This is a genomic window from Pantoea sp. nfd-35 (assembly GCF_056892255.1).
In genome coordinates, this window is record NZ_CP122403.1 from 3,186,743 (window position 1) to 3,206,640 (window position 19,898).

Annotated in this window: 20 protein-coding genes; 5 read left to right on the top strand and 15 right to left on the bottom strand. The window is 47.3% G+C overall.

What is annotated here, in order from left to right; all coding sequences use genetic code 11:
• Positions 1 to 60 precede the first annotated feature (60 nt).
• Entirely contained in the window at positions 61 to 1,254 is a 1,194-nt protein-coding gene (locus P9J57_RS14900; RefSeq protein ID WP_014606326.1) for a zinc-dependent alcohol dehydrogenase, read from the top strand.
• Positions 1,255 to 1,286: 32 nt separating this feature from the next.
• Here the strand turns inward: P9J57_RS14900 and P9J57_RS14905 are convergent, their stop codons facing one another.
• Positions 1,287 to 2,552: an acid phosphatase gene (locus P9J57_RS14905; RefSeq protein ID WP_072138629.1), complete on the bottom strand. Its 1,266-nt coding sequence runs from the start codon at positions 2,550 to 2,552 to the stop codon at positions 1,287 to 1,289.
• Between the two features lie 409 nt (positions 2,553 to 2,961).
• Here P9J57_RS14905 and P9J57_RS14910 point away from each other — a divergent pair, with 409 nt between their 5' ends.
• Positions 2,962 to 4,155 carry an AI-2E family transporter gene (locus tag P9J57_RS14910; RefSeq protein WP_013024992.1) on the top strand — a complete coding sequence of 398 codons (1,194 nt, stop codon included), beginning with the start codon at positions 2,962 to 2,964 and terminating at the stop codon, positions 4,153 to 4,155.
• A 47-nt stretch (positions 4,156 to 4,202) separates the two neighbouring features.
• On the opposite strand, the gene P9J57_RS14915 is transcribed toward P9J57_RS14910, so the two are convergent.
• The 3 genes from P9J57_RS14915 to P9J57_RS14925 all read right to left on the bottom strand — a co-directional run bounded on the left by P9J57_RS14915 (position 4,203) and on the right by P9J57_RS14925 (position 5,385).
• The gene (locus P9J57_RS14915) at positions 4,203 to 4,520 is read right to left on the bottom strand and encodes a hypothetical protein (RefSeq protein WP_013024991.1); all 318 of its coding nucleotides are present in this window, start codon (positions 4,518 to 4,520) and stop codon (positions 4,203 to 4,205) included.
• Positions 4,521 to 4,659: 139 nt separating this feature from the next.
• Positions 4,660 to 5,097 (bottom strand): DUF4186 domain-containing protein, encoded by a 438-nt coding sequence (locus tag P9J57_RS14920; protein ID WP_288491056.1) that lies wholly within the window; start codon positions 5,095 to 5,097, stop codon positions 4,660 to 4,662.
• An 18-nt stretch (positions 5,098 to 5,115) separates the two neighbouring features.
• Complete coding sequence (locus P9J57_RS14925) at positions 5,116 to 5,385, bottom strand: cupin domain-containing protein (RefSeq protein ID WP_288490893.1); 270 nt, start codon at positions 5,383 to 5,385, stop codon at positions 5,116 to 5,118.
• Positions 5,386 to 5,564: 179 nt separating this feature from the next.
• On the opposite strand from P9J57_RS14925, the gene P9J57_RS14930 reads away from it, so the two are divergent.
• Positions 5,565 to 6,458, top strand: coding sequence for a lipid kinase (locus tag P9J57_RS14930; RefSeq protein ID WP_015700765.1), 894 nt, complete (start codon positions 5,565 to 5,567; stop codon positions 6,456 to 6,458).
• On the opposite strand, the gene P9J57_RS14935 is transcribed toward P9J57_RS14930, so the two are convergent.
• Entirely contained in the window at positions 6,455 to 7,180 is a 726-nt protein-coding gene (locus tag P9J57_RS14935) for a YoaK family protein (protein ID WP_014606331.1), read from the bottom strand. The genes P9J57_RS14930 and P9J57_RS14935 overlap by 4 nt on opposite strands.
• Before the next feature lie 593 nt (positions 7,181 to 7,773).
• Between P9J57_RS14935 and P9J57_RS14940 the strand changes: the two genes are divergently transcribed.
• Positions 7,774 to 8,256: a hypothetical protein gene (locus tag P9J57_RS14940; protein ID WP_227008655.1), complete on the top strand. Its 483-nt coding sequence runs from the start codon at positions 7,774 to 7,776 to the stop codon at positions 8,254 to 8,256.
• A gap of 56 nt (positions 8,257 to 8,312) precedes the next feature.
• Here P9J57_RS14940 and P9J57_RS14945 read toward each other — a convergent pair whose 3' ends face one another.
• Positions 8,313 to 9,545, bottom strand: coding sequence for a glycoside hydrolase family 28 protein (locus tag P9J57_RS14945; RefSeq protein ID WP_210448253.1), 1,233 nt, complete (start codon positions 9,543 to 9,545; stop codon positions 8,313 to 8,315).
• 275 nt (positions 9,546 to 9,820) lie between these two features.
• On the opposite strand from P9J57_RS14945, the gene P9J57_RS14950 reads away from it, so the two are divergent.
• Positions 9,821 to 10,519: a class I SAM-dependent methyltransferase gene (locus P9J57_RS14950; RefSeq protein WP_072138627.1), complete on the top strand. Its 699-nt coding sequence runs from the start codon at positions 9,821 to 9,823 to the stop codon at positions 10,517 to 10,519.
• A 146-nt stretch (positions 10,520 to 10,665) separates the two neighbouring features.
• Here P9J57_RS14950 and P9J57_RS14955 read toward each other — a convergent pair whose 3' ends face one another.
• From P9J57_RS14955 to P9J57_RS14995, 9 genes are all read right to left on the bottom strand, one after another.
• The gene (locus P9J57_RS14955; RefSeq protein WP_014606334.1) at positions 10,666 to 11,001 is read right to left on the bottom strand and encodes a DUF6694 family lipoprotein; all 336 of its coding nucleotides are present in this window, start codon (positions 10,999 to 11,001) and stop codon (positions 10,666 to 10,668) included.
• A 201-nt stretch (positions 11,002 to 11,202) separates the two neighbouring features.
• Complete coding sequence (locus P9J57_RS14960; RefSeq protein ID WP_126843086.1) at positions 11,203 to 11,865, bottom strand: EAL domain-containing protein; 663 nt, start codon at positions 11,863 to 11,865, stop codon at positions 11,203 to 11,205.
• A 1,275-nt stretch (positions 11,866 to 13,140) separates the two neighbouring features.
• A complete protein-coding gene (locus P9J57_RS14965; RefSeq protein WP_014593145.1) occupies positions 13,141 to 14,130 on the bottom strand; it encodes a hypothetical protein in 990 nt (329 codons plus the stop codon).
• Positions 14,123 to 14,701 carry a fimbrial protein gene (locus tag P9J57_RS14970; RefSeq protein ID WP_019105981.1) on the bottom strand — a complete coding sequence of 193 codons (579 nt, stop codon included), beginning with the start codon at positions 14,699 to 14,701 and terminating at the stop codon, positions 14,123 to 14,125. The genes P9J57_RS14965 and P9J57_RS14970 overlap by 8 nt, the downstream gene beginning before the upstream one ends.
• A gap of 9 nt (positions 14,702 to 14,710) precedes the next feature.
• Positions 14,711 to 15,337, bottom strand: coding sequence for a hypothetical protein (locus tag P9J57_RS14975; RefSeq protein ID WP_028714931.1), 627 nt, complete (start codon positions 15,335 to 15,337; stop codon positions 14,711 to 14,713).
• On the bottom strand, positions 15,337 to 15,897 hold the full coding sequence (locus tag P9J57_RS14980) for a fimbrial protein (RefSeq protein WP_105088481.1): 561 nt from the start codon (positions 15,895 to 15,897) through the stop codon (positions 15,337 to 15,339). Before P9J57_RS14980 ends, P9J57_RS14975 begins: the two co-directional genes overlap by 1 nt.
• Positions 15,890 to 16,510 (bottom strand): fimbrial protein, encoded by a 621-nt coding sequence (locus P9J57_RS14985; RefSeq protein ID WP_227008656.1) that lies wholly within the window; start codon positions 16,508 to 16,510, stop codon positions 15,890 to 15,892. The genes P9J57_RS14980 and P9J57_RS14985 overlap by 8 nt, the downstream gene beginning before the upstream one ends.
• A 5-nt stretch (positions 16,511 to 16,515) precedes the next feature.
• Complete coding sequence (locus tag P9J57_RS14990) at positions 16,516 to 17,256, bottom strand: fimbria/pilus periplasmic chaperone (RefSeq protein ID WP_210511905.1); 741 nt, start codon at positions 17,254 to 17,256, stop codon at positions 16,516 to 16,518.
• Positions 17,257 to 17,362: 106 nt separating this feature from the next.
• Positions 17,363 to 19,888, bottom strand: coding sequence for an outer membrane usher protein (locus P9J57_RS14995; RefSeq protein WP_483279273.1), 2,526 nt, complete (start codon positions 19,886 to 19,888; stop codon positions 17,363 to 17,365).
• Positions 19,889 to 19,898 lie beyond the last annotated feature (10 nt).

Sequence of the window (19,898 nt, forward strand, 5' to 3'; positions counted from 1 at the left end):
GTTAATGCAGCCGCCGCCCGATCGGCGGTTGCCGTCCAGTGATTTACAGGAGTCGACTCTATGAAAGCGTTAACCTATCACGGCCCTCATAAAGTCAGCGTTGATAACGTTGCCGATCCCGGACTGGAAGCCGCCGATGATATTATTCTGCGCGTAACGGCCACGGCGATCTGTGGCTCTGACCTGCACCTTTATCGAGGAAAAATTCCCGGTACCGATCATGGCGATATTTTCGGCCACGAGTTCATGGGTGAAGTGGTGGAAGCCGGCAGTGCGGTAACGGCCGTGGCAAAAGGCGACCGCGTGGTGATCCCGTTTGTTATCGCCTGCGGTGACTGCTTTTTTTGTCATCTGCATCAGTATGCCGCGTGTGAAAACACCAACAGCGGCAAAGGCGCGGCGCTAAACCGCAAAAGCATTACGCCGCCGGCGGCCCTGTTTGGCTACAGTAAACTCTATGGCGGAGTGCCCGGTGGTCAGGCAGAATACGTGCGCGTGCCTAAGGCCAACGCCGGCCCTTTTAAAGTGCCGAACACCCTTTCAGACGAAAAGGTTCTGTTCCTGTCCGACATTTTGCCTACGGCCTGGCAGGCGGTGAAAAATGCCGAGATTAAACAGGGATCGAGCGTCGCTATTTTTGGCGCAGGTCCTGTGGGCCTGCTCAGTGCCGCCTGTGCCCGACTGGAAGGTGCAGAGCAGATCTACATGATCGATCACAATGACTACCGGCTGAATTTTGCCAGAGAGCGCTACGGCGTGATCCCCATCAACTTTGATAACAACGACGATCCCGCCGCCTGGATTATTGAGCACAGCGCGGGACACCGCGGTGTGGACGCCGTGATTGACGCGGTGGGTTTTGAAGCCAAAGGCAGCATGACCGAAACAGTGCTAACCAACCTGAAGCTAGAAGGCAGCAGCGGCAAAGCGTTACGTCAATGTATCGCTGCGGTTCGCCGTGGCGGCATTGTCAGCGTGCCCGGCGTGTATGCGGGATTTATTCATGGTTTCCTGTTTGGCGATGCGTTTGACAAGGGCCTGACCTTTAAAATGGGCCAGACGCATGTGCATGCTTACCTGCCCGATCTGTTGAATCTGATTGAAAAAGGGCATTTAAAACCGGAAGAAATCGTGACGCATCATATGCCGCTGGAAGATGCCGCTCGCGGTTATGAGATTTTTGAAAAGCGTGAAGAAGCGTGCCGCAAGGTTATTCTGGTGCCTGGCATGATGCCAACCCAGGCCACGCTGTAAAAACATGGGCGGGAGATTCCCGCCCATGTTTTTTATCTGTGGGATTTGGCCTGTGCGTATGCGGCGTCCAGATCCAGCCGCTGCCAGAATGCCTGATCGGCGCCCGGTCCACCCAGCGGATAACCGGCAGATAAGGCACTTTTCACCATCAGTTCACGGCGCTGTTTTGCGGACAGCTGTGGTAAGGCCGTTTCCAGCAGCACCTCGGCCCCGTCCGGTACCCGCAGTTTGGCCGTGTTCCCGGCGACCTTGGGCAGGTTATAGCTCATCGTAAAGCGATAAAACGGCTTCATGCTGCCATTGCCGTAAGGATCGTCGCTACCGGCAGGTTTGGCGCACGCCGCCAGGGTTGTTCCACACTCTTTTTCCAGCGCGCTACGCAGTTGTTGACGGGCATCGTTGAATAACGTCCGATAAGCGGCATCGTTCAGATAATGGGCAACGTTGTATTGCGCCACCATGCGCGAGCCCATCACGTCGAGCGGATAGTGCACGCCCAGAACCAGCCGCGAATAGCCGTAGCGTGCGCCGCGTTGCAGTAAGGCTTCAAACCGCTCCGGCACCATCTCGGCTAGCAGCAGCGCATCGGTATAGCCCGTGTTGGTGTGCCCGCTGGGGAACGAGCCGCCATCGGCTGTGTAGGGATGATTGTCTTTGATCACCGTATCATCCGGCACCAGATGAATCGTATTCCCTTTGTGCAGGAAAGGACGTGGATAGTTAAAATGTTTTTTTGCTTCACCGGTACTGACTTCACTGGCTTTGATCAGGGCTGCCGCCTTATTGATTTCGCCTTTGTCATAGGCAGCCAGGAAGGCTTTACCTAAACGCGGCCCAAGGGCATCGGCGAGAAAATAGAGATAGCTGATCCCCTCTGCGTCCGCCAGCGCCTGATGTCGCTCGCCCTGAGTGGCATTGAGATTAATTGATGTCACCGTGGCACGATTGGCGTCCAGTACCGCTTTCGGCAGCGTGCTGAACCCTGATAACAGGGCAATACCTGCCTTTTGCAACGCATTCCCCTGGAAATCATAACCGCTGGCTTTCAGCCACTGGTAGTCAGCGAGTTTATCACTCTGCTTCGCCTGCTTGAGTTGGGCACGGCTGAGCGCAGGCGCGCCATGTTGTATGGCCGCCCGCTCTGCCGCCAGCGCCTGTAATTCAAGTGCGTTAAAAGCCGGGCTGGGCGATCCCTGCGAGGTGTTGTTTGCCAGCATGCTGGCCTCGGACAACGAAATTGCCTGTGCCTGCTGCGCCACCAGCAGTGCCGCCGCAATCAGCGTGAATTTCATTTTCATTATTATTCCTTTGATGTCTGATTATCTCTGACCTTGCCGGTTGTCACGCTAGCATTGCCCTATGACATTTTTATTTCAGCTGCTATGCCAGAGGTTTACCCCCAAAGCGCGTTGCGTGCTGAATAAACCACCGCGAACGGGCAGCAAAAACGGCCGAACCCGCTACGCTAATGTAGGATTGACCGATGTTATTCACAGATAACGAGGTGTTGCCCAATGGCGATGTCAAGACTACGCCCCGCCACCTCTTTACGACGTTGTGAGGGCGTTACCGCACGAATGCCGTCTGACATTGATTAAAAAACAGAATTGATCGTTGATTACCGTTGCCACATTCATACACTCTCGGGTTGCGAATGGCCGCATCGGCGTGCGTGCTTATTAAGGGATGTTTACATGAGGTTATCCAATGCGCTTTAAAGGACTTACTGTCGGGTTTTTCCTTCTGATTTTAGCAATGGCCACCATTGCCTTTTTTGAAGTATTAGCGCCCTACTTTTCGGCCATTTTGTGGGCAGCGGTGCTGGCCGTCATCTTCCACCCGCTCAAAAGGTATCTGCGCGGCAAACTGGGCGATCGTAACGGTCTTGCCTCACTGCTGACGCTGGTTTGCATCTGCCTGATCGTTTTCACCCCGTTAGCGATCATCGCCTCATCCATGGTGGTGGAGGTGAACACGGTTTATCACAAGCTGCAAACCAACTCCGCCCAGTTTCCGGTGGTCTTCGCCGATTTGTTACAGCACCTACCGGGCTGGGCTAAACATTATCTGGCTGAAAATAATCTGGACAATGCCACGCAGATTCAGCAGAAGCTGTCGGCATTTGCCCTTAAGGGCGGTCAGTATCTGGCGGGCAGCGCCTTTATCATCGGTAAAGGTACGTTCAGTTTTACCGTTGGCTTCGGCATCATGCTTTACCTGCTGTTCTTCCTGCTGAAAGATGGTTCCTATCTGGTGCATCTCATTCTGGAAGCACTTCCGCTGTCTACCTACGTTAAACATCATCTGTTTATGAAATTTGCTGCGGTGTCACGCGCAACGGTGAAAGGCACGGTCGTCGTTGGCGTCGTGCAGGGGATTCTGGGCGGGCTGGCTTTCTGGTTTACCGGCATCGATGGCAGCCTGCTATGGGGCGCATTGATGGGCTTCCTGTCACTGGTTCCTGCGGTCGGTTCCGCCATCATCTGGGTTCCGGCGACCATTTTCTTCTTCGCCACCGGTGCGCTGTGGAAAGGGTTGTTCCTCGTTGGCTTCTTTGTCGTGGTTGTCGGCCTGGTAGATAACATTCTGCGCCCGCTGCTGGTGGGCAAAGACACCAAAATGCCTGACTACCTGATTCTGATTACGACGCTGGGTGGGATGGAAATCTACGGCATTAACGGCTTCGTGATTGGCCCGGTGATCGCCGCGCTGTTCATTGCCTGCTGGAATCTGCTGTCCGGACGCGATAACCGTGAAAACATCGAAGAGATCGATGAAGAGTTTATTGAAGAAGGAAAAAAACAGTCTGATACAGCACAACAGGATGCGGCAGAAGCAGAGGCCGCAAAGGCCGAGGCCTTAGAGGCGAAAACGGTTCCGGCCGAGCCGGCTCGAAAATAAGCCATAAAAAAACCCACCATCGGTGGGTTTCTTCACACTAAAGCGGCTTAGTTAGTCGCTTTATTTTTCAGGTCTTCAGCACCCTGCTTGGTTTTATCCCAGCCTTTCTCGGTGCCTTCTTTGGTTTTGTGCCAGCCTTTCTGCGTGCTTTCAGAAATTTTACTGGAGGTCGAATTGCTCTTGCCTTCCGCGGCATGCTCAGACTTCAGCTTCAGCTCTTCGCCTTTATGCTCGGTCTGATGCAGTTTTTCTTTAGCGGTATCTGCGCCTTTGTGCGCTTCAGCGACAGTTTCATCCGTTGTGGTAGCAGCGAAAACTGGCGAGGCCAGTAAAACAGCAGACAGTGCAATAATTGCTTTCTTCATCGTAATTCCCTCTTGTGTGAAATTTGTCGTCTTGCGTGATTATCCTGGCACAGGAGACCAAAGAACGATTTAAGAATAGACCTGAAATGAAATATGGCGAACCTGACTGGTTAAAAGTCCATCAGCCGCATAATCTTTTCTACCACAAATCCAGCTGCTGGCTGCCCGGCGAAGGTGATTTGGCGGCGGCTCTGGCCTTACGTACGCGCGGCACAGGCGCGGGTTGCGCCATCGCCTGATGGATCCAGTGCATAATCACCGCGACCACATAAGCCTGATGTTTATCATCCAGCGCCTGATGCTGAGCAATCCCGTGCCATTTCGCCAGACAGCCACGACAACAGGTCGCGGTGGCGTGCTGCGCGATGAAAACCGGATGGCCGCGCATTGGCGTCTGTTTACCGTCATTAGGCGGTGCGCTGGCAGCCAGCCGCTGCTGGATAAACGTGGCCGCATGGGCTGCCACATCGGCCTCTCCCTTCGTCAGACAATAGTCATATTCCGCCCGCCCCAGATGGAAACGCTGACGAAAAGGCGATTGGGCTAAGCGCTGAAACAGCGCGTCAAAGGTGTTCATCACTGGCGCATCACCGGATTAACTTTTTCTGCCTGACAGATAGCGAACGCCTTTGTCGCCAAACGTCTCGCGGTGCGGCTGCCCTGCATGCAGGTGAAAAATATCGCCTTCGCGATAGGTGGTCGCCTGATTTTCTGTGTACAAGGTAATATCGCCACTCAGGATCAGAGCCATCGCCTCAAAGGGATGTTCATGATGATCCAGCTCGCTGTTTGCGCCCCGCTCCACAATAACCGGCTCTGCAAACCCTTTTTCTACCAGAAGGGTTCGAAATTGCTGTTCTGTCATTTGTGCTCCCGTGAGTCGTGCCATTTTCTGTCAGTGTAGACAATCCTGGCGCAGTTCGTCAGGGCCATCCCCCGTCCAGAGCTTACGTAAAGTAGCGCAAGCAAGGTTGTAAGAGATAATCCCGCATGTGTACTTTCTGGTTACTTCATCACTAACATTTCATTAAAAATGGACGAAGCATGCAGCAAAGGGTAAAGACGGCATTACTTTTAATCAACCAGCGCTCACGTAAAGGTCGCATTGATGCCGCGCGCGCCACGCAGCTGCTGCAGCAATCAGGTTTGATTCTGCTAGAACCCGCTTACGACGACAGCCGTCCTTACGCTGAGCTCATCACCGCGTATGCCAGCCAGGTGGATCTGGTGATTGTCGGCGGGGGCGACGGTACCCTCAATGCGGCGGCAGCGGGCCTTATGCAGACCGGCTTACCCTTAGGCATTTTGCCGCTGGGCACCGCCAACGATTTTGCCCGTACGCTCGGGATTCCGCCTCAGTTGGAGCAGGCTGTCAGCATCATTTGCCAGGGACACGTACGCTTTGTGGATTTGGGTGAGGTAAATGGTCATTTGTTCCTGAACGTATCCAGCATCGGTTTTTCGGCAGAGCTGGCGCGTAACCTTACGGCTCAGGCCAAAAAACGCTGGGGCGTGCTGGGTTATGCTTTTGCAGCACTGCGCATCTTGCGGCAAAGCCGCCCCTTTAGTGCGACGTTACATCATGAGGGACAGGCTATTGCGATCAAAACCGTTCAGGTTTCGGTCGGTAACGGACGTTTTTACGGCGGTGGCATGACCGTAGAGCAAAGCGCGGCCCCGGACGATGGGCTGCTGGACGTCTACAGCCTGGAGTTGAAAAGAAGCTGGCAGTTGCTGGCGCTCTTCCCCTCTTTGCGGCGCGGCACCCAGGGCCGCTGGCGTAACGTACGCACCTTCAGCACCACGGCACTCACGCTGCATACGCGCCGTCCGCACTACATTAACGCCGACGGCGAAATTATTGGGCAAACGCCCGCGCAGTTTTGCCTGATTAATGATGCGCTCAAGGTGCTGGCCCCTGAAAAGCGCCACCCTTAACGGGCAACATCAGCAGGCTGAGGTTTTAGCATAGCGACCAGCGCCATGCCCATCAGCCCCAGACCGATAAGCACCAGAAAATAGTAGTTCAGCAAATGCCAAAGCCAGATACCGGCCACGCCGCCCACCAGAAAAGCAAGAATCGTGTAGGTATGCAGTCGCAGGCGTTCCAGATAGAGTGGCGCATCTTTGGGTGATTCTTTTCGCCGGAGGACATCAAACAGCATGGCCAGTTCGATGCCAATGTCTGTGGAGGTACCGGACACGTGCGTCGTTCTGACGCGCGCATTCGAGATACGCGTGACCACCGCATTTTGCAGCCCCATTAAAAAGCTCAGGCTCAGGATCAGCACCACACCGGATGCAGCAATGGGATAGCGAGCCTCAATCACGCCCAGCGCCACCAGCGCAATGCCTTCTATAAAGATATTCACCGCGTAAATAGTACGAATTTTGCGTCTGCGTCCGGCATTAATAATTAATGTGGAAAAGAGCGCGCCCACAATAAACATGCAGACGATAAACAGGAAAAACAGACCGTTGTGAAACTTTGCCTTGGCCAGAAAATCGGACAGCGAAGAGACGTTACCGGTCATATTGGCGGAAAAGAATCCTACAATCTCAAACGCGGCGGTATTTAAGGCGCCCGCCACGGCGGCAAGGGTGCAGGCAAGACGGCTATCAGCGATATACGTCCGTTCTGTTTCTGTGCTGATAAGCATAAGGTCCACTCTGCAAGACAACCCACTCAGGTTGGCCGATTTTACGCCAGCCGCCTGTTATCGTGAAGAAACGCCGGAATAATTTTTTAGGCGGACATAACGATTGGGCCTGGTAATACGCGGTTAAGGCCAGCAGGTTAACGATGACCGCTGGCCTGTCTGGATGTCACAGCCGAATTTTCTTTAGTCCTTCAAGCGCTTGTTGCAGATACGCTCGCGGACAGGCCAGATTTAGCCGGATAAATCCTTTACCTTCGGGTCCAATTGGATAACCCATGAAGGGGCATGAGAAGTTGAAAAGCAGAGCGAAGATACCTGGTTGTTCGCCAGGGTTTACATCGCTCTGGAACAGTAAATTAAGCGCATGATGTCACTCTTTTATCATCCGGTTTTCCCGGCGGCGTGTTACAGAGGTTGTCTGTCCGGCATATTTTATCGCGCCTGCTCACCCTGGTGCGATAAAACACATCGCGTAACCGGTCAATGCCGCAGATGACAATCTGTTGCGCTTTTCATGTAACAGATCAAGATGGCGAAGCATTAAAACATGCAGGCTCTGCAATCTGATGATTTTTTATTTGATACAGGGCCTTATGAAACGCGCGACGACTGCTTTTTTTCTTTTTCTATCGACAGTTTTAATCTCAAACAGCGCCCTTGCGGAGCGCGCACCGCTGCTGGGTAATCTGCCTGCCAGCGGACAGCAGCTGTGCGGCAAAACCATAAAGCTTCAACTGGTGAAAACGTCCGATAACATCATGCTTTTAGGTTTGAAAAACCGGGAAAGTAGTGAGATGGATCTGTTTATGTCCAGCGTGGCGTTTACTGCAGACAATACCTATTCCCGCTTCGTGCCCGTGAAGTTTGATCAGTTATCGAAGCACTTCATTGAAACGCACAATCCAGCGCTGGAAGTGGTCTGGGGCGCGGCCATAGACGATAAGAACGTGCTGAGCTATAAACTGGCGTTAGGCAGTTATACCTATTCCTGCGGTGGCATTGAATCCTGGCCAAACGACACGGCAAACCAGCTGTATGGTGAATCAGAAAATGGCGCTGAAGCAGAGATAAAATAGCGCGATGAAGATCAAAACAGACTGCCAGAGTAAGTCGCGAGCAGCCCACCACGCGGTTAACGGCACGCTGTTTGAGGTGCCCGCGTAAAGCGCCCATGAACGATAGCAAAGCGTTCCTCTATCGTTGCCTGCTCACCGACAGTGACATTCTTTAAGGTCATCTCAAGCGGATAAACTTCGCTGTAACCATCCAGCGTAAGTTTCCCCTTGCCTGTTTTGACGTTATCGAAGGTGATATCGCGGTAATCCGGGATCATTGTGCCGCTCGCGTGCGTATCATAGTGCGTATCCATGACCACGGGATTGTCCACGTTCTGCATACAGACATTTTGATAGCGAATCGCCCGCACCTGCCCGCCCCGCGAGCGATCGCTTTTGATACGCAGGCCATTTGTCGTGCCGGTTAACGTCAGCCCGTCAACCAGTACATCACTAACGCCACGGTTGATTTCACTGCCAATTGACATACCGTGCCCAAAGCCAAACTGGTTATTCAGGATGGAGATATGGGAGGCGGGCGCATTGCCCGCTTTAATCGCCACATTGTCATCGCCGGTGCTGATTCGACTGTTGATTAGCGTGACATCGGAAGAACCCATTGGATCGACCCCATCGGTGTTTCGCGCGGTGGCGGGCGTGTCAATAGTGATGCCCCACAGCGTAATGCCCTGACTGTCATTGATGACTACATGAAAGTTTGGCGCGTTCTTCAGGGTGATCTGGTACAGCGTAATATCACTGGCATGATCAATCTGGATCAGTCGCGGGACGTTTTGCTTCGCCTCATCATTCCTGGCGCTGGCTGCCAGTTGCCACCAGGTTTGCGCCTCACCTGCCATGCTGGCAGCGCCCTGCCCGTCGATCACGCCTTGTCCGTAAATCCCGCTGCCGTGGCCGTGAGTAAGCGTAATAAACGCCCGACAACCATTGCCCTGGTTATCCAGCTTTCCGCAGCTCCCCCGGCCGTTATCATATAAGCGTGGATCCGGGATGGCGCTCAGCACCGCACCCTTATCAACCCCCAGGCTGACGCCGGAGGGCAAAGACAGGGGGCCGCTCGTCAACGTCTTTACAGTGGGCGATGGCACTAACAGTACCATCCTGCCAGGTGGGCAGTTGTTCAGCGCCTGTTGAATGTGCGGGCCGATATTGGATTGATTGCTTGCATAAATCCGCTGGCAAACGGGCGGCGAGACAGGCTGTGTCACCCTTCTTCGATCGCCAGCCTGAGCCGTAAAACTCATCAATACGCTCAAAACTGCGAACAGAATAGAGGCGCTGCGGCACATCGTCACATTCAGATTCGTCATAGTGAAAAGGCGATAAGGAAACAGAGCCTCACAATACGCAAGTCCTTCTTTGCAGGTAAAGCAGAATAACGGTAGCAGCGCCAGGAGTGGTCAAAATGTTAAATTCTGACTGCTTGCCGTTCTTCAGGTCATCATCTTTTTATTGCGCTGATGCCTGATACGCCCGGTTTGTTACCTGCTGATGCCCTGTGGTAAAAGCCGCTAAAAATCACATAATCTGTCATGACGCTCTTTGAATAAAAGGTGAGCCTGACGTGGAAAGCTATGACGCTATTTATCGTCGCCTTCAGAGGGAAGGCCATGAAGCCTGGACCGGCAGCGGTTATCAACGGGCGCATCAGCAACTTAACGCTACCATTAGCTGGCTGGGTGCTGCGCAGTTCATCCCACCTGGCGGAACGTTCCTTGAGTTGGGCTGCGGCAACGGTGCCATGGCCTCACATTGTTTTGCCGAAAAAGGCTTTCGGGTATTTGGCGTGGATATTTCAGCGGTCGCCGTGGACTGGGCCAGATCGCGATTCGCGGCGTCAGGCTTGAGCGGCTGTTTTGATCAGGGCGATGTCTGTGACCTGGCACATTATCCGGATGCAACGTTTGATGTCGTCTTTGACGGCAGTTGCTTTCACTGCCTGATCGGTCCCCAGCGCGCGGCGTGCCTCAAGGCTCTGCATCGGATTCTGGCTACCAATGGCACATTGATCATCAGCAGTATGTGTGGTGCGCCTAAACAGCGAACCGACCTTGACCGCTATGATGCCCGCAGCGGGGTTTTAATGGTTAACGGTCATCCCTGGCGCACCCTGAAGCCGCTGGATGCACTTATCGCCGAGATCGCGGACGCGGGATTTATGCTGGTTGGGCAGGCGGTAAATGTTAATCCTTGGTGGGATCACGCGACGCTGGTTTATCACAAAGCGCCTTCTCCGTCCGTAAAAGCCCAGGCGTGCTTTTAAGCGTAATGGCGCTGAAAACAGGCGTTTGTCGCTCTGTTACAGCCTTAACGCGGTGCATAAAAAAAGCCCATAAAATGGGCTTCATCAAACAGGCAACCATTACATGCAACATCCTGACCTGGCTGGGTCAGGATTCAGAAGTCATGTTACTGGTTAGCCGCGCGCTCTTGCTTGATCTTGTGCGCGTAATCAATGACTTCTTCACCGGTCTTGCCAGCCAGCGCGCCTTTGATCTTTTTATCGATCAGTGCGCGTCCGCCTTCGTCACCGCTGCCCGCCTGCATCAACTCTTTCATACTGACCTGGCTGAACGCAATGACTTGAATGGCATCGTTAAAGGCCGCGCGTTTATCTTCTGCAAGAGAATCACGGACTTTTTGCATAGAGGTTTGAAAGGCCTGTTCGGATGAACCATCAATCTTTGGCTCGCCACAACCTGTTAACGCGAAAGCTAATAAAATGACTGCCACTGCTTTTTTCATATCGTCTTTATCCTAAAAAAGTTCTTCGCAATGGTAAGTTTTTGTGATGTTTTTTTAAAGAACTATTTATTGTAAGGCATCAGCCTGTATGCCTTATCAACAGCACCGTTGAAAGCTCAGGACATACTCATGCCGTAAACGAAAATCGTCCTGCACAGTAAAAATGGTAAGACTTCACATGAAATAATTGGTGAAAATGTTTTACGATTCTCTAAATCGGGGCGGGACAGCCATATGCACTTTTTTTTCTGGCCATAAAAAACCCTGGCCAAAAGTAGCCTTAGTCAGCATCATTTGTTGTTTATCGCCTACGGTTTCTATCCCTTCAACCAACACATGCGGTGAGATAGAAAAAGCCCGTGATATGAGGGTATTGATTGTTTTGGGATACCTGATTTCCTGACGATCAATTTTAATGCCGTCAACATTTAATGACATTTTTCCTACCAGACTAATAAGTGATGAAGTAATATCATCCAGCCAAATTATCCACTCTGCCTGCCTGAGTAGATAAATCCCTTTTTCAAAAGCGTAAATATCATTACGCGAATAATTTAGCAACATTTTCGGATCCTGAATTTCCAGCACTAAACGATTTTCATGCTTAATTTTTAAAATTTCATTAACTTTATTGACGTCGCAGAAAATATTGACGGGTAGATTAAGCCAGTAAATACCAGAAAGGGTTAATGCATATTCAGCTTGCCATAGGAATAGTGAAAAAACCGTTTCTTTAGATAATGAAGAAAACCACTGCTCGGGATCTTTATTAATTACACTTGATAAAATTTCATGTGCAATAATCTTACCACTATGAAGTTCAACAAGTGGTTGTAGTCTGAACTCCTTAATTTCTCTAAGCATATTAATATCACTACCATTAATTTTATAAATTTTAATAGAGCATTCGCAGTAAATTCAATGACCCGAGACTTTCACCTTGTAACCTCTAACTTTAACTGCCTCTATTTATTCATTTCGTACTGGGATTTACAAATGAATCGCTCGTCCTTAGGTCAACGTCCATGGGCTTCCTCGCAGAGGTAGCGATATTGTGCGTTCTGTTGAAATTGAGTGATTTTCATCTGCCATTATAAACATCAGTATTATCATGGTTTTCACAAAAACCATCCCAACCGTTAAAAATAAGATAATAGGGCCGGATTCAGTGTGTTATTAAAAATCAACAACATGGCAATTAATATTAATGCGCATTCGTTGACCTTAATCATTTGGTGAAGCCCCATTAAAATCATTACAGCATTGGATTAAAAGTCACTAAACAACAATTAAAAATTAACACATCAAAAATATAAAATATCATTCTGGTTTAGTAACACCAGGACTTTACCTCTCAGAAATTTAAAAATGGATTGCGAAAAAAATTCATTATTACATGGGTGGCGCTCAAATTTATGAGCGTTTTTTAGAGAAATATATATACCTGAAATGCTGTCAAAATATAAAATATTTTCATACTCTCCCTGTCAAAGGCATCCTCGCAAGTTGTCAGGGTTATCATTTTCTTATAAACCACATCAGATGTCCCAGGGCATTTAATACGCTTAATGTAACCAATATATTTGAAGGCCTTAATTCTGTAAATAGAATAGTTAGAGCCTCGCCCAAGCAATTGAATTTCAGCACATAATAAAAAAGCCGATCAGAGCCATATAAAAATTCACATCTAAAATTTCAGCGCTAACAAAAATGACAACCATCAAACTTGAAAGTAATATAAAATTTATGAAATAAAACTTACTAATTAACACTCAATCCACCAAATTCGAGTTTTTTTAAATTATATTTTCATCTCAATGATATTCTACAAAACCTATACTAATGAAACCAAAATTGGTATGTGCGCTATAATACTGAAATTATAATTGATATCGTTTAATTCTTAAGGAATTCATCTAAAAAAATAGCTGAAATGTCCTCTCTACTCTTTTTTTAAAAGAGTCAGTGTGCACGTGTCATCTGTTAAGTGTTTGTAAAAAAGCAAAAAAAATGATTAGTATATTAGAGATGTTCGCCGATACAAAAAAATGATGATATTTTTGATTACCTTCATTTATCACAATAGCGCTACAATAAATCCATAAACTGGTCTCGTTAATACTCAAAAAAATTAATAAATCAGTCCTCCGTCAAAACCAAAACCGAACTGGCAGTAAACGCACCGAGAGGGACGTTTTTGACTTTAACATCAGGGTCTCTAAAAATATAGAACTTTACATTTTTCTCATGAATACCGTATTCGTATACTACGCTTTTACCTTGTTTATCATCGTTAGCCTGAACAAAGTGATCATCATAATATGGGACTATATGCACGCCATTGGATGTTGTTGCAATGGTGTACTGAGAACCAACAATAGCCGTATGAAGAATAGCCATCTTCATCGATATGCCCGCGTCTCGTGTGCAGGTTATCGGAATGTTAATCTCCTTATAAATCGCTTGAGGAGACTTTGGGCTTTCGGTTAAATCTGTCCGTTTTATATCACCAAAATGTACATGAATATCATTTCCACGATTAATATAACAGGTCGCAGGTTCAACGGGTAACGGGCTGCCATCCATGCATGAGTAAGGCTCATTAGGATCGACATAGTAACCTGAATCAGTTCCACTGGTATTCTGAAGTGCCACACAAAAAGAGGCGGCAGGCTGTTTCTCTAATGCGCTGGATGCGCCACCAAAATTGGGCTTTGATTTAGATATTGTTTTAGTGGTGTTAAGCTCGTTTACCTTACGCGTGGGCATCTGAAAATTTGCCGTGGAAATTTTACATTTAACTGCCGTAGTGCTTTGGCAAAAAAAAAGCACCGCGCTGTAATTTCCACTATATTGCGGATAAACTTTATAGCCATCTAATTCAGTGACGTGGTTAGAGCCTGTTGGCATAGTCCATCCTTCGCCAATCAAAAAACCTGATTCAAGGCCTTCGCTTGTAGGATGACAGTCACCAAATCCCATTATGCCATCCGTCATATTGATCGAACCTTTAGGGCAGCTTTTGGGTAAAGGAATGCCTTTAACACTGGCTTGAGAAGTCGTAAACAATGCGCCTGACAAATACAGTAATATTGTCAGCACAATTTTTGCATTAAAATACTTAATCATATACCACCGTCATATTGGCCGTTCCAGAAAATTTGTCGCCTTCAAGGGTTTTATTTTCCAGCTTAACTAAAAGAACTTCTAATTTAGGCGGAGAAGCCATGTTGATTGCCTTACTCTGACGGAGAGGCATTGGTATACCGTCCATGAGAATTTGCATACCCAATCCATCAACTGTTGTCGTAATCGTCTTATTATCATTAAACCCATTTGCACTCACCCCATCTAGATTAAAGAAAACATTATAACCTACCGAGCTGTCTGAACATACGAAATCATAATTAAGCTCTTTAACGTAACGCATAGAGGAGATTTTATTAGGATCGACTGAATCGAAAACCGCATTCAAGGAATCATTATTATTGAGTATACACCATGGCCCCACTTCGAGTTTGGTTCTTAATACAATGACAGAGGAAAAACCACACGAACCAGAGATATCGCCATCACCGTCTTCATTATATTTACAACCATCACTGACGCTATCTTCATACGTCGAGGTAGCAAAAGAAGTTGAGTTAAACTGTAAAAATATAATAAGAAAAAATATTTTAATGAGTGACTTTTTTTTCATCTTTAACCGCTAATTAGGTTCTACAATGACACTAACAATTGTAAACAAAGTTGCATCGTCCGTAAGGTCTTCACCTGATGAATCTAACTGAATTAGCTGAAATGCCATCCCTGTTTTCTGATTGACCCGGAGCCAGTGTCCACGCTGTGCCGTTACAGGATTACCATTGACCAGCAACTGTAACCCCAATGATTTTATTGATTTCAAATTTGGGTATGAACGAAGCTGCATTACACTCTTATTCTGCCCAGATACCGTACCAAATGTCGGTACAATGTGAACTAACAAATGGCTTTCAAGTGCAAGCTCACCTGTACACATAAATTCTACGTTAAAAGTTTTTCGATATTTTTTATCTAATACATATCTTCCGTTATAAGAACGAAATATAACTTCGCCAAAATTGTAATTATAAATGGCCGTGTCATCCTCAACAATACCTGCCAACCCATCGCCAGCGCCTGGACTTAAACCTTCGACATCAAATGAGCAAGCACCTGGATCTTCAACAATATTACCGTCAAAGTAAACATTTGCACGAAAAGATTCATTGGCGATGCTGTGAAAACTAATGAAAAAACCACAGATCATCATGATGGTTAGAATTATAAATAAATTTCCAAATGTTTTTTTCATTAGTCATAACTCAATGTGAAATTCGCCGTGGCTGTGAAATCACCTGCGACAATATCCTTTTCTTTTATTGCGTTAGGTTCACCCTGAATATAAGCCCCATTCTTAAACAAGACTTGATTATCATTAATTTCACCTAAATATTTAGCATGATTATTTATTTTAACAGGGACTCCATTAACACTTAATCCAATAGCTATACCTTTCGCCTCACCATTAACTTTTATAAAACCAGGAAGATTGTCATTCTCTTCACCCGTAAACGTAATGCGTAAATTGCTTCCCGGCTCACAGTTCTTAGCGATTATAGTAAATTCTTTTGTTAAATTCTGTTTGTTCGCATAAATATCATTAACGTTGATGTCAGAAAAATCGACGATGTAATTTCCATCACCGGTTAAGACATCGCAGGTGGAGATAACGAGAAGCCCTTCAACGTTGATATTATCAATCTCGTCAAACTTGACCATCTCGGCTCTGGCCAGCGTGGATGAAAAAAAAACCATACTGCACTGGATTATCCCCAAAAACACGACGACAGTAAGCGCATTTTTTTTATTCATAGTTTACTCTGAAATTAGTCACTGCCCAGAATTCACCGTACTGTACAGAAGCAGAAGTTCTTACCGCAGAAACAAAGTAATTAAATTCCTCATTTTTCCGGGAGATAAAATATTTTCTACCGGCCTGGTTTAACCCAACAGTTTGTCTGTCTTTATCACTGATTCTTAACGCAATGCCACTCACACCATTTACATTTAGTAATGACGGAAAATCATGGTCTGCCACCCCTGAGAATGACAGGGTCACTAAAGGTTCAATATAGGAAAACAGTTCATTACTGCCCGGCATAATGGATTGTTCTTTATAAGAACGATAACAGTCTGTTAGCCTGAGGCTAAACGATACAGGTGCGGTTTCATTCCCCGGTTGGCTAAGTTCAGTTTTACTGAGTGTTCCCAGATCGATTTGCTGTAAAGCTGAACCAAGCTCTAAATGACAAGCACCCTCGCTCAGTAATCCTACCACCATAATCTGGCCATGTTCTCCGTCCGCCTGCCAATTATCGTGCATTGACTGTGAGGCATTGACCACAACTGAAATACCGGTCAAACAAACAGCATAGTAAAGCCGTATCGTTTTACTGGTGAAGTGTTTCAGGAGAACGTTATGCAAAATATTTACCCTACTTGTTTATCAGTAACCTTACATGTATTACCCGAGCAGCTAAAAATTAATTTAGGACGCCCCCCCCAGTCATTGATATACGTCAGTACCGGTTTTGTCCCTAGTTTCGCAGCGCTAGCTTCAGCAAGCTCGCTGCTTTTTGGCGCAACCATCACTGACTTAAATTCATTATTGCTGGCCTGAGTGGTCGACCCCATACCAACCACGGTGACATAATAACCGGTTGGGTTATTAATACGATAACGGTCACCTTCACGTGTTAATGTAATCGCTTCCTGGGGGACATCTCCACTAGCTAACTTAAGGCTTGCCGGGCGATAAAACATTTTTATACGTGTCTGTAATGCGATTTGCAGGGTGTTAGGTTTTTTACTTTTGGGCGGAATTTCGCGCACGTTAAAATAATACAACGACTCCCTATCCTGGGCATTAGCGCTTTCCCCCATCGCCTGTACTTTTATCTGACCTTTCGATTTAGGTTCAATACGTTGCAAAGGCGGTAATGCAATAAATTCGTTTTCAAGTTTCTTACCTGATTCATCTTCAACCCATGCCTGAGCAAGATAAGGTGCTTCTTTATTGTGATTGGTAACTGTTACTGTCTCTGACTTTTGATCACCATTAATTATCAGACGAGTGCGATCAAGTCCCACTGCCGCATTCGCCACAGGAATAGCCGTTGTTGCCATCAGAGTTATCAAACTCAAGAAAGACGTTTTGCATATTTTAGACATTTCAACCTCAATTAATTCCTTAAGCTAATAAAAATAGTGGTAACACCAAGACAAAAGTATAAAAACTCTATTAAGGTTTAACGATACTAGTTACCACTGCTTTTAATTACTTCTCAATACATGGGAGTAATAAATTCCCGGTATGTTCAACAAGTCTTTCTGGCAAGGTAAAGGTACACTTCTCCCTGCCGTTCCAACTGACATCCATTTTCCCACCGGTTTTCATTCCAGATAGCCAGACTTTTCCATCATCGGCGATAATACCCGTCTGGATTTTGTCTTCATTTCTGACCATGGCACCAAAAGGCGGTACTGATCCATCCTTAAGTTTTACGACCGCCATTCCTTTTTGCCCGGCTAAAATTCCAAACTTTCGGTAGCCAATTGCGCCTTTGGTTAACGTATCTTCGACTACAGAACGCGTCGCTTCAACATCATCTGGAATTTCATCAAGGTCAATATTGATGTTGCTGCGATAATAACTGGTTACATCAGTAACAACAGCTTTACCAAAATAGTTTGTTTTCACATTTTCACCACCACCGGATATGGCAACCCCCGCTATTCCAGCGGTATCGACCATCAGACGGGTTCCGTCTGCTCCAGATGAGCGGTGCAGCGCTGCACCCTGTGCTGTTGCCGTCATTCCCCCTTCAAGCGACAGACCCAAGGAACGATATCCGTTATTTTCTAATCCGGCTGAAGCCGTAATCTCTGCCAGGCTACCGGTATAATCGTAATAACCACTAATTGAATGTTCGCCATCCGTTGATGTACCAACATCAATATCGTAACTGCCTCTCTCACCGAGATTGTCACGCCACCCTATGCTTTGGCTTTGTGTCCCACGAGAGGTTTGACCACTGTAAGACAATGTCCCTTCGCCAAACGGCAGTGACAAGCTCAGATAAACACCATCGTCTTGCGTTTTATCGTATTGCGTCCTGTATCCGGTAAGGCTCACACTGACATTTTTAAACCGACCAATATCGAAGCTGCTAGAGAGTGAAAGATTCCACGTATCACTTGCCGACCGCTCCCAGTATGTCTGGTGGTTATAACTCAGGTATATCCCTGCATTGAGCTTTCTCAGCTGTTTTGCCAGCGTGATGGTATATAGCTCTTTACCGTTACCGGGATTACTGTAACTCGCCGTTTTAGCACTTAAAAACTGTGACATCGTCATATAATTGCGATCAGAAAAGCGATAACCCGCAAAGGTAATTTGGCTATCGTAATCATCAAAACGTTTGGAATAACTTAAACGATAAGAATTACCTTTACGGGTAACGCTTTCATTTAATTTCGCCTTTGCAGTGGTGACGTCCAGCGAGATTGCCCCGAAAGCCAGCAAATCTCGTCCCATACCGATAGCCATACTCAGGTAGTCGCTGGCAAAAAGCCCACCGCCATAAACAGACCAACCGTTTGAGATTCCCCAAGAAACTTCACCGGTGGCAAAATTGATATTTTGCGTATTGTGCTCGTAATCTGACGGCTTACCTAATGCCAGCTTATAGCGCAGGCTGCCAGGGCGTGTCAGATAGGGTATCGTTGCCGTATCAACCTGAAACGTACGTTTAGTGCCGTCCTGCTCCTGGATGGTGACATCCAGTTTTCCCATCACCGCGTTGTTCAGATCCTGAATGCGGAAAGGCCCAGACGCTACCGTGGTTTCATAAATTACGCTTCCCTGCTGGCTCACAGTTACCTTGGCATTAGTCTTTGCCACGCCGACCACTTCAGGTGCATAACCACGTAAGTTTGGAGCCAGTTGCGCATCATCAGACGTTAGGCTGGCACCAGTAAAACGAAACGAGTCAAACAGCGTCGATGGCAAATAAGCCTCACCCAGCATCAGTTCGGATTTAAGCGATTTTATTGCGCGAAAAATATAGAACCTATCCCACTTAATGTTTTTTTTTGTGCTGCCGTTTGCTCCAGACTCACGATCGTAATCACCTTGCCAGGTTGCGCGCATGCGCCATGGACCCATATTAAGCCCCGCAACCCCATTACCACTTAACGTCTGCGAATCTGCATTGGTTCTTGACTGGGAATGCCTGGCATTTAGGTAGTAATCAAGAATAAAACCCGGTATGCCGTCATCCCAGCGAGAAGGCGGATCCCAATTTTCAGACGTGTACTCCATCAAAGCCTGAGGGATATTTATTTGTAATACACCAGAACCGAGATCGGGTCTGACTGTCATTCCTGGAAAAGAATTCACATCAAGACATTGACCGTTATTCCACCAACCCGATTTTTTAAATTCATATTCTTTAAAACCAAGTCGGCTAACCAGCTCGGGAGATAAACATGCTAAAGAGTCATCCGGATTGTCTTTAGGAGAAATATATTTAATTTTTTCATCTGGATATTCAGACTTATTTACAACCACATTAAAAACATAGTTTCCCGGCATCAAATAACCCACGCGTGAAAAACGATCAATATCAACTTCACCGCGCTCCTTCACATCCAGGACGTCTATGTTAAATTCAATATCATCATCAGCTGCGATTACATAACCGGGCAAAAAAAATGCGGATAAGACGGCCAGTGCGATCGGACAAATTGATAATTTTAACGAGCGATTTTTATAATTCTGTTTTTTCATAATATTAAGCATCAAGAAAAAG

What these genes read in the sequence shown, in the direction of transcription:
- P9J57_RS14915 (WP_013024991.1), bottom strand. Translation starts at nt 4,520, where the DNA reads ATGAAGAAAGCAATTATTGCACTGTCTGCTGTTTTACTGGCCTCGCCA.
- P9J57_RS14995 (WP_483279273.1), bottom strand. Translation starts at nt 19,888, where the DNA reads ATGCTTAATATTATGAAAAAACAGAATTATAAAAATCGCTCGTTAAAA.
- P9J57_RS14930 (WP_015700765.1), top strand. Translation starts at nt 5,565, where the DNA reads ATGCAGCAAAGGGTAAAGACGGCATTACTTTTAATCAACCAGCGCTCA.
- P9J57_RS14975 (WP_028714931.1), bottom strand. Translation starts at nt 15,337, where the DNA reads ATGAAAAAAACATTTGGAAATTTATTTATAATTCTAACCATCATGATG.
- P9J57_RS14935 (WP_014606331.1), bottom strand. Translation starts at nt 7,180, where the DNA reads ATGCTTATCAGCACAGAAACAGAACGGACGTATATCGCTGATAGCCGT.
- P9J57_RS14900 (WP_014606326.1), top strand. Translation starts at nt 61, where the DNA reads ATGAAAGCGTTAACCTATCACGGCCCTCATAAAGTCAGCGTTGATAAC.
- P9J57_RS14965 (WP_014593145.1), bottom strand. Translation starts at nt 14,130, where the DNA reads ATGATTAAGTATTTTAATGCAAAAATTGTGCTGACAATATTACTGTAT.
- P9J57_RS14920 (WP_288491056.1), bottom strand. Translation starts at nt 5,097, where the DNA reads ATGAACACCTTTGACGCGCTGTTTCAGCGCTTAGCCCAATCGCCTTTT.
- P9J57_RS14955 (WP_014606334.1), bottom strand. Translation starts at nt 11,001, where the DNA reads ATGAAAAAAGCAGTGGCAGTCATTTTATTAGCTTTCGCGTTAACAGGT.
- P9J57_RS14945 (WP_210448253.1), bottom strand. Translation starts at nt 9,545, where the DNA reads ATGTGCCGCAGCGCCTCTATTCTGTTCGCAGTTTTGAGCGTATTGATG.
- P9J57_RS14970 (WP_019105981.1), bottom strand. Translation starts at nt 14,701, where the DNA reads ATGAAAAAAAAGTCACTCATTAAAATATTTTTTCTTATTATATTTTTA.
- P9J57_RS14960 (WP_126843086.1), bottom strand. Translation starts at nt 11,865, where the DNA reads ATGCTTAGAGAAATTAAGGAGTTCAGACTACAACCACTTGTTGAACTT.
- P9J57_RS14940 (WP_227008655.1), top strand. Translation starts at nt 7,774, where the DNA reads ATGAAACGCGCGACGACTGCTTTTTTTCTTTTTCTATCGACAGTTTTA.
- P9J57_RS14910 (WP_013024992.1), top strand. Translation starts at nt 2,962, where the DNA reads ATGCGCTTTAAAGGACTTACTGTCGGGTTTTTCCTTCTGATTTTAGCA.
- P9J57_RS14980 (WP_105088481.1), bottom strand. Translation starts at nt 15,897, where the DNA reads ATGAATAAAAAAAATGCGCTTACTGTCGTCGTGTTTTTGGGGATAATC.
- P9J57_RS14905 (WP_072138629.1), bottom strand. Translation starts at nt 2,552, where the DNA reads ATGAAAATGAAATTCACGCTGATTGCGGCGGCACTGCTGGTGGCGCAG.
- P9J57_RS14990 (WP_210511905.1), bottom strand. Translation starts at nt 17,256, where the DNA reads ATGTCTAAAATATGCAAAACGTCTTTCTTGAGTTTGATAACTCTGATG.
- P9J57_RS14925 (WP_288490893.1), bottom strand. Translation starts at nt 5,385, where the DNA reads ATGACAGAACAGCAATTTCGAACCCTTCTGGTAGAAAAAGGGTTTGCA.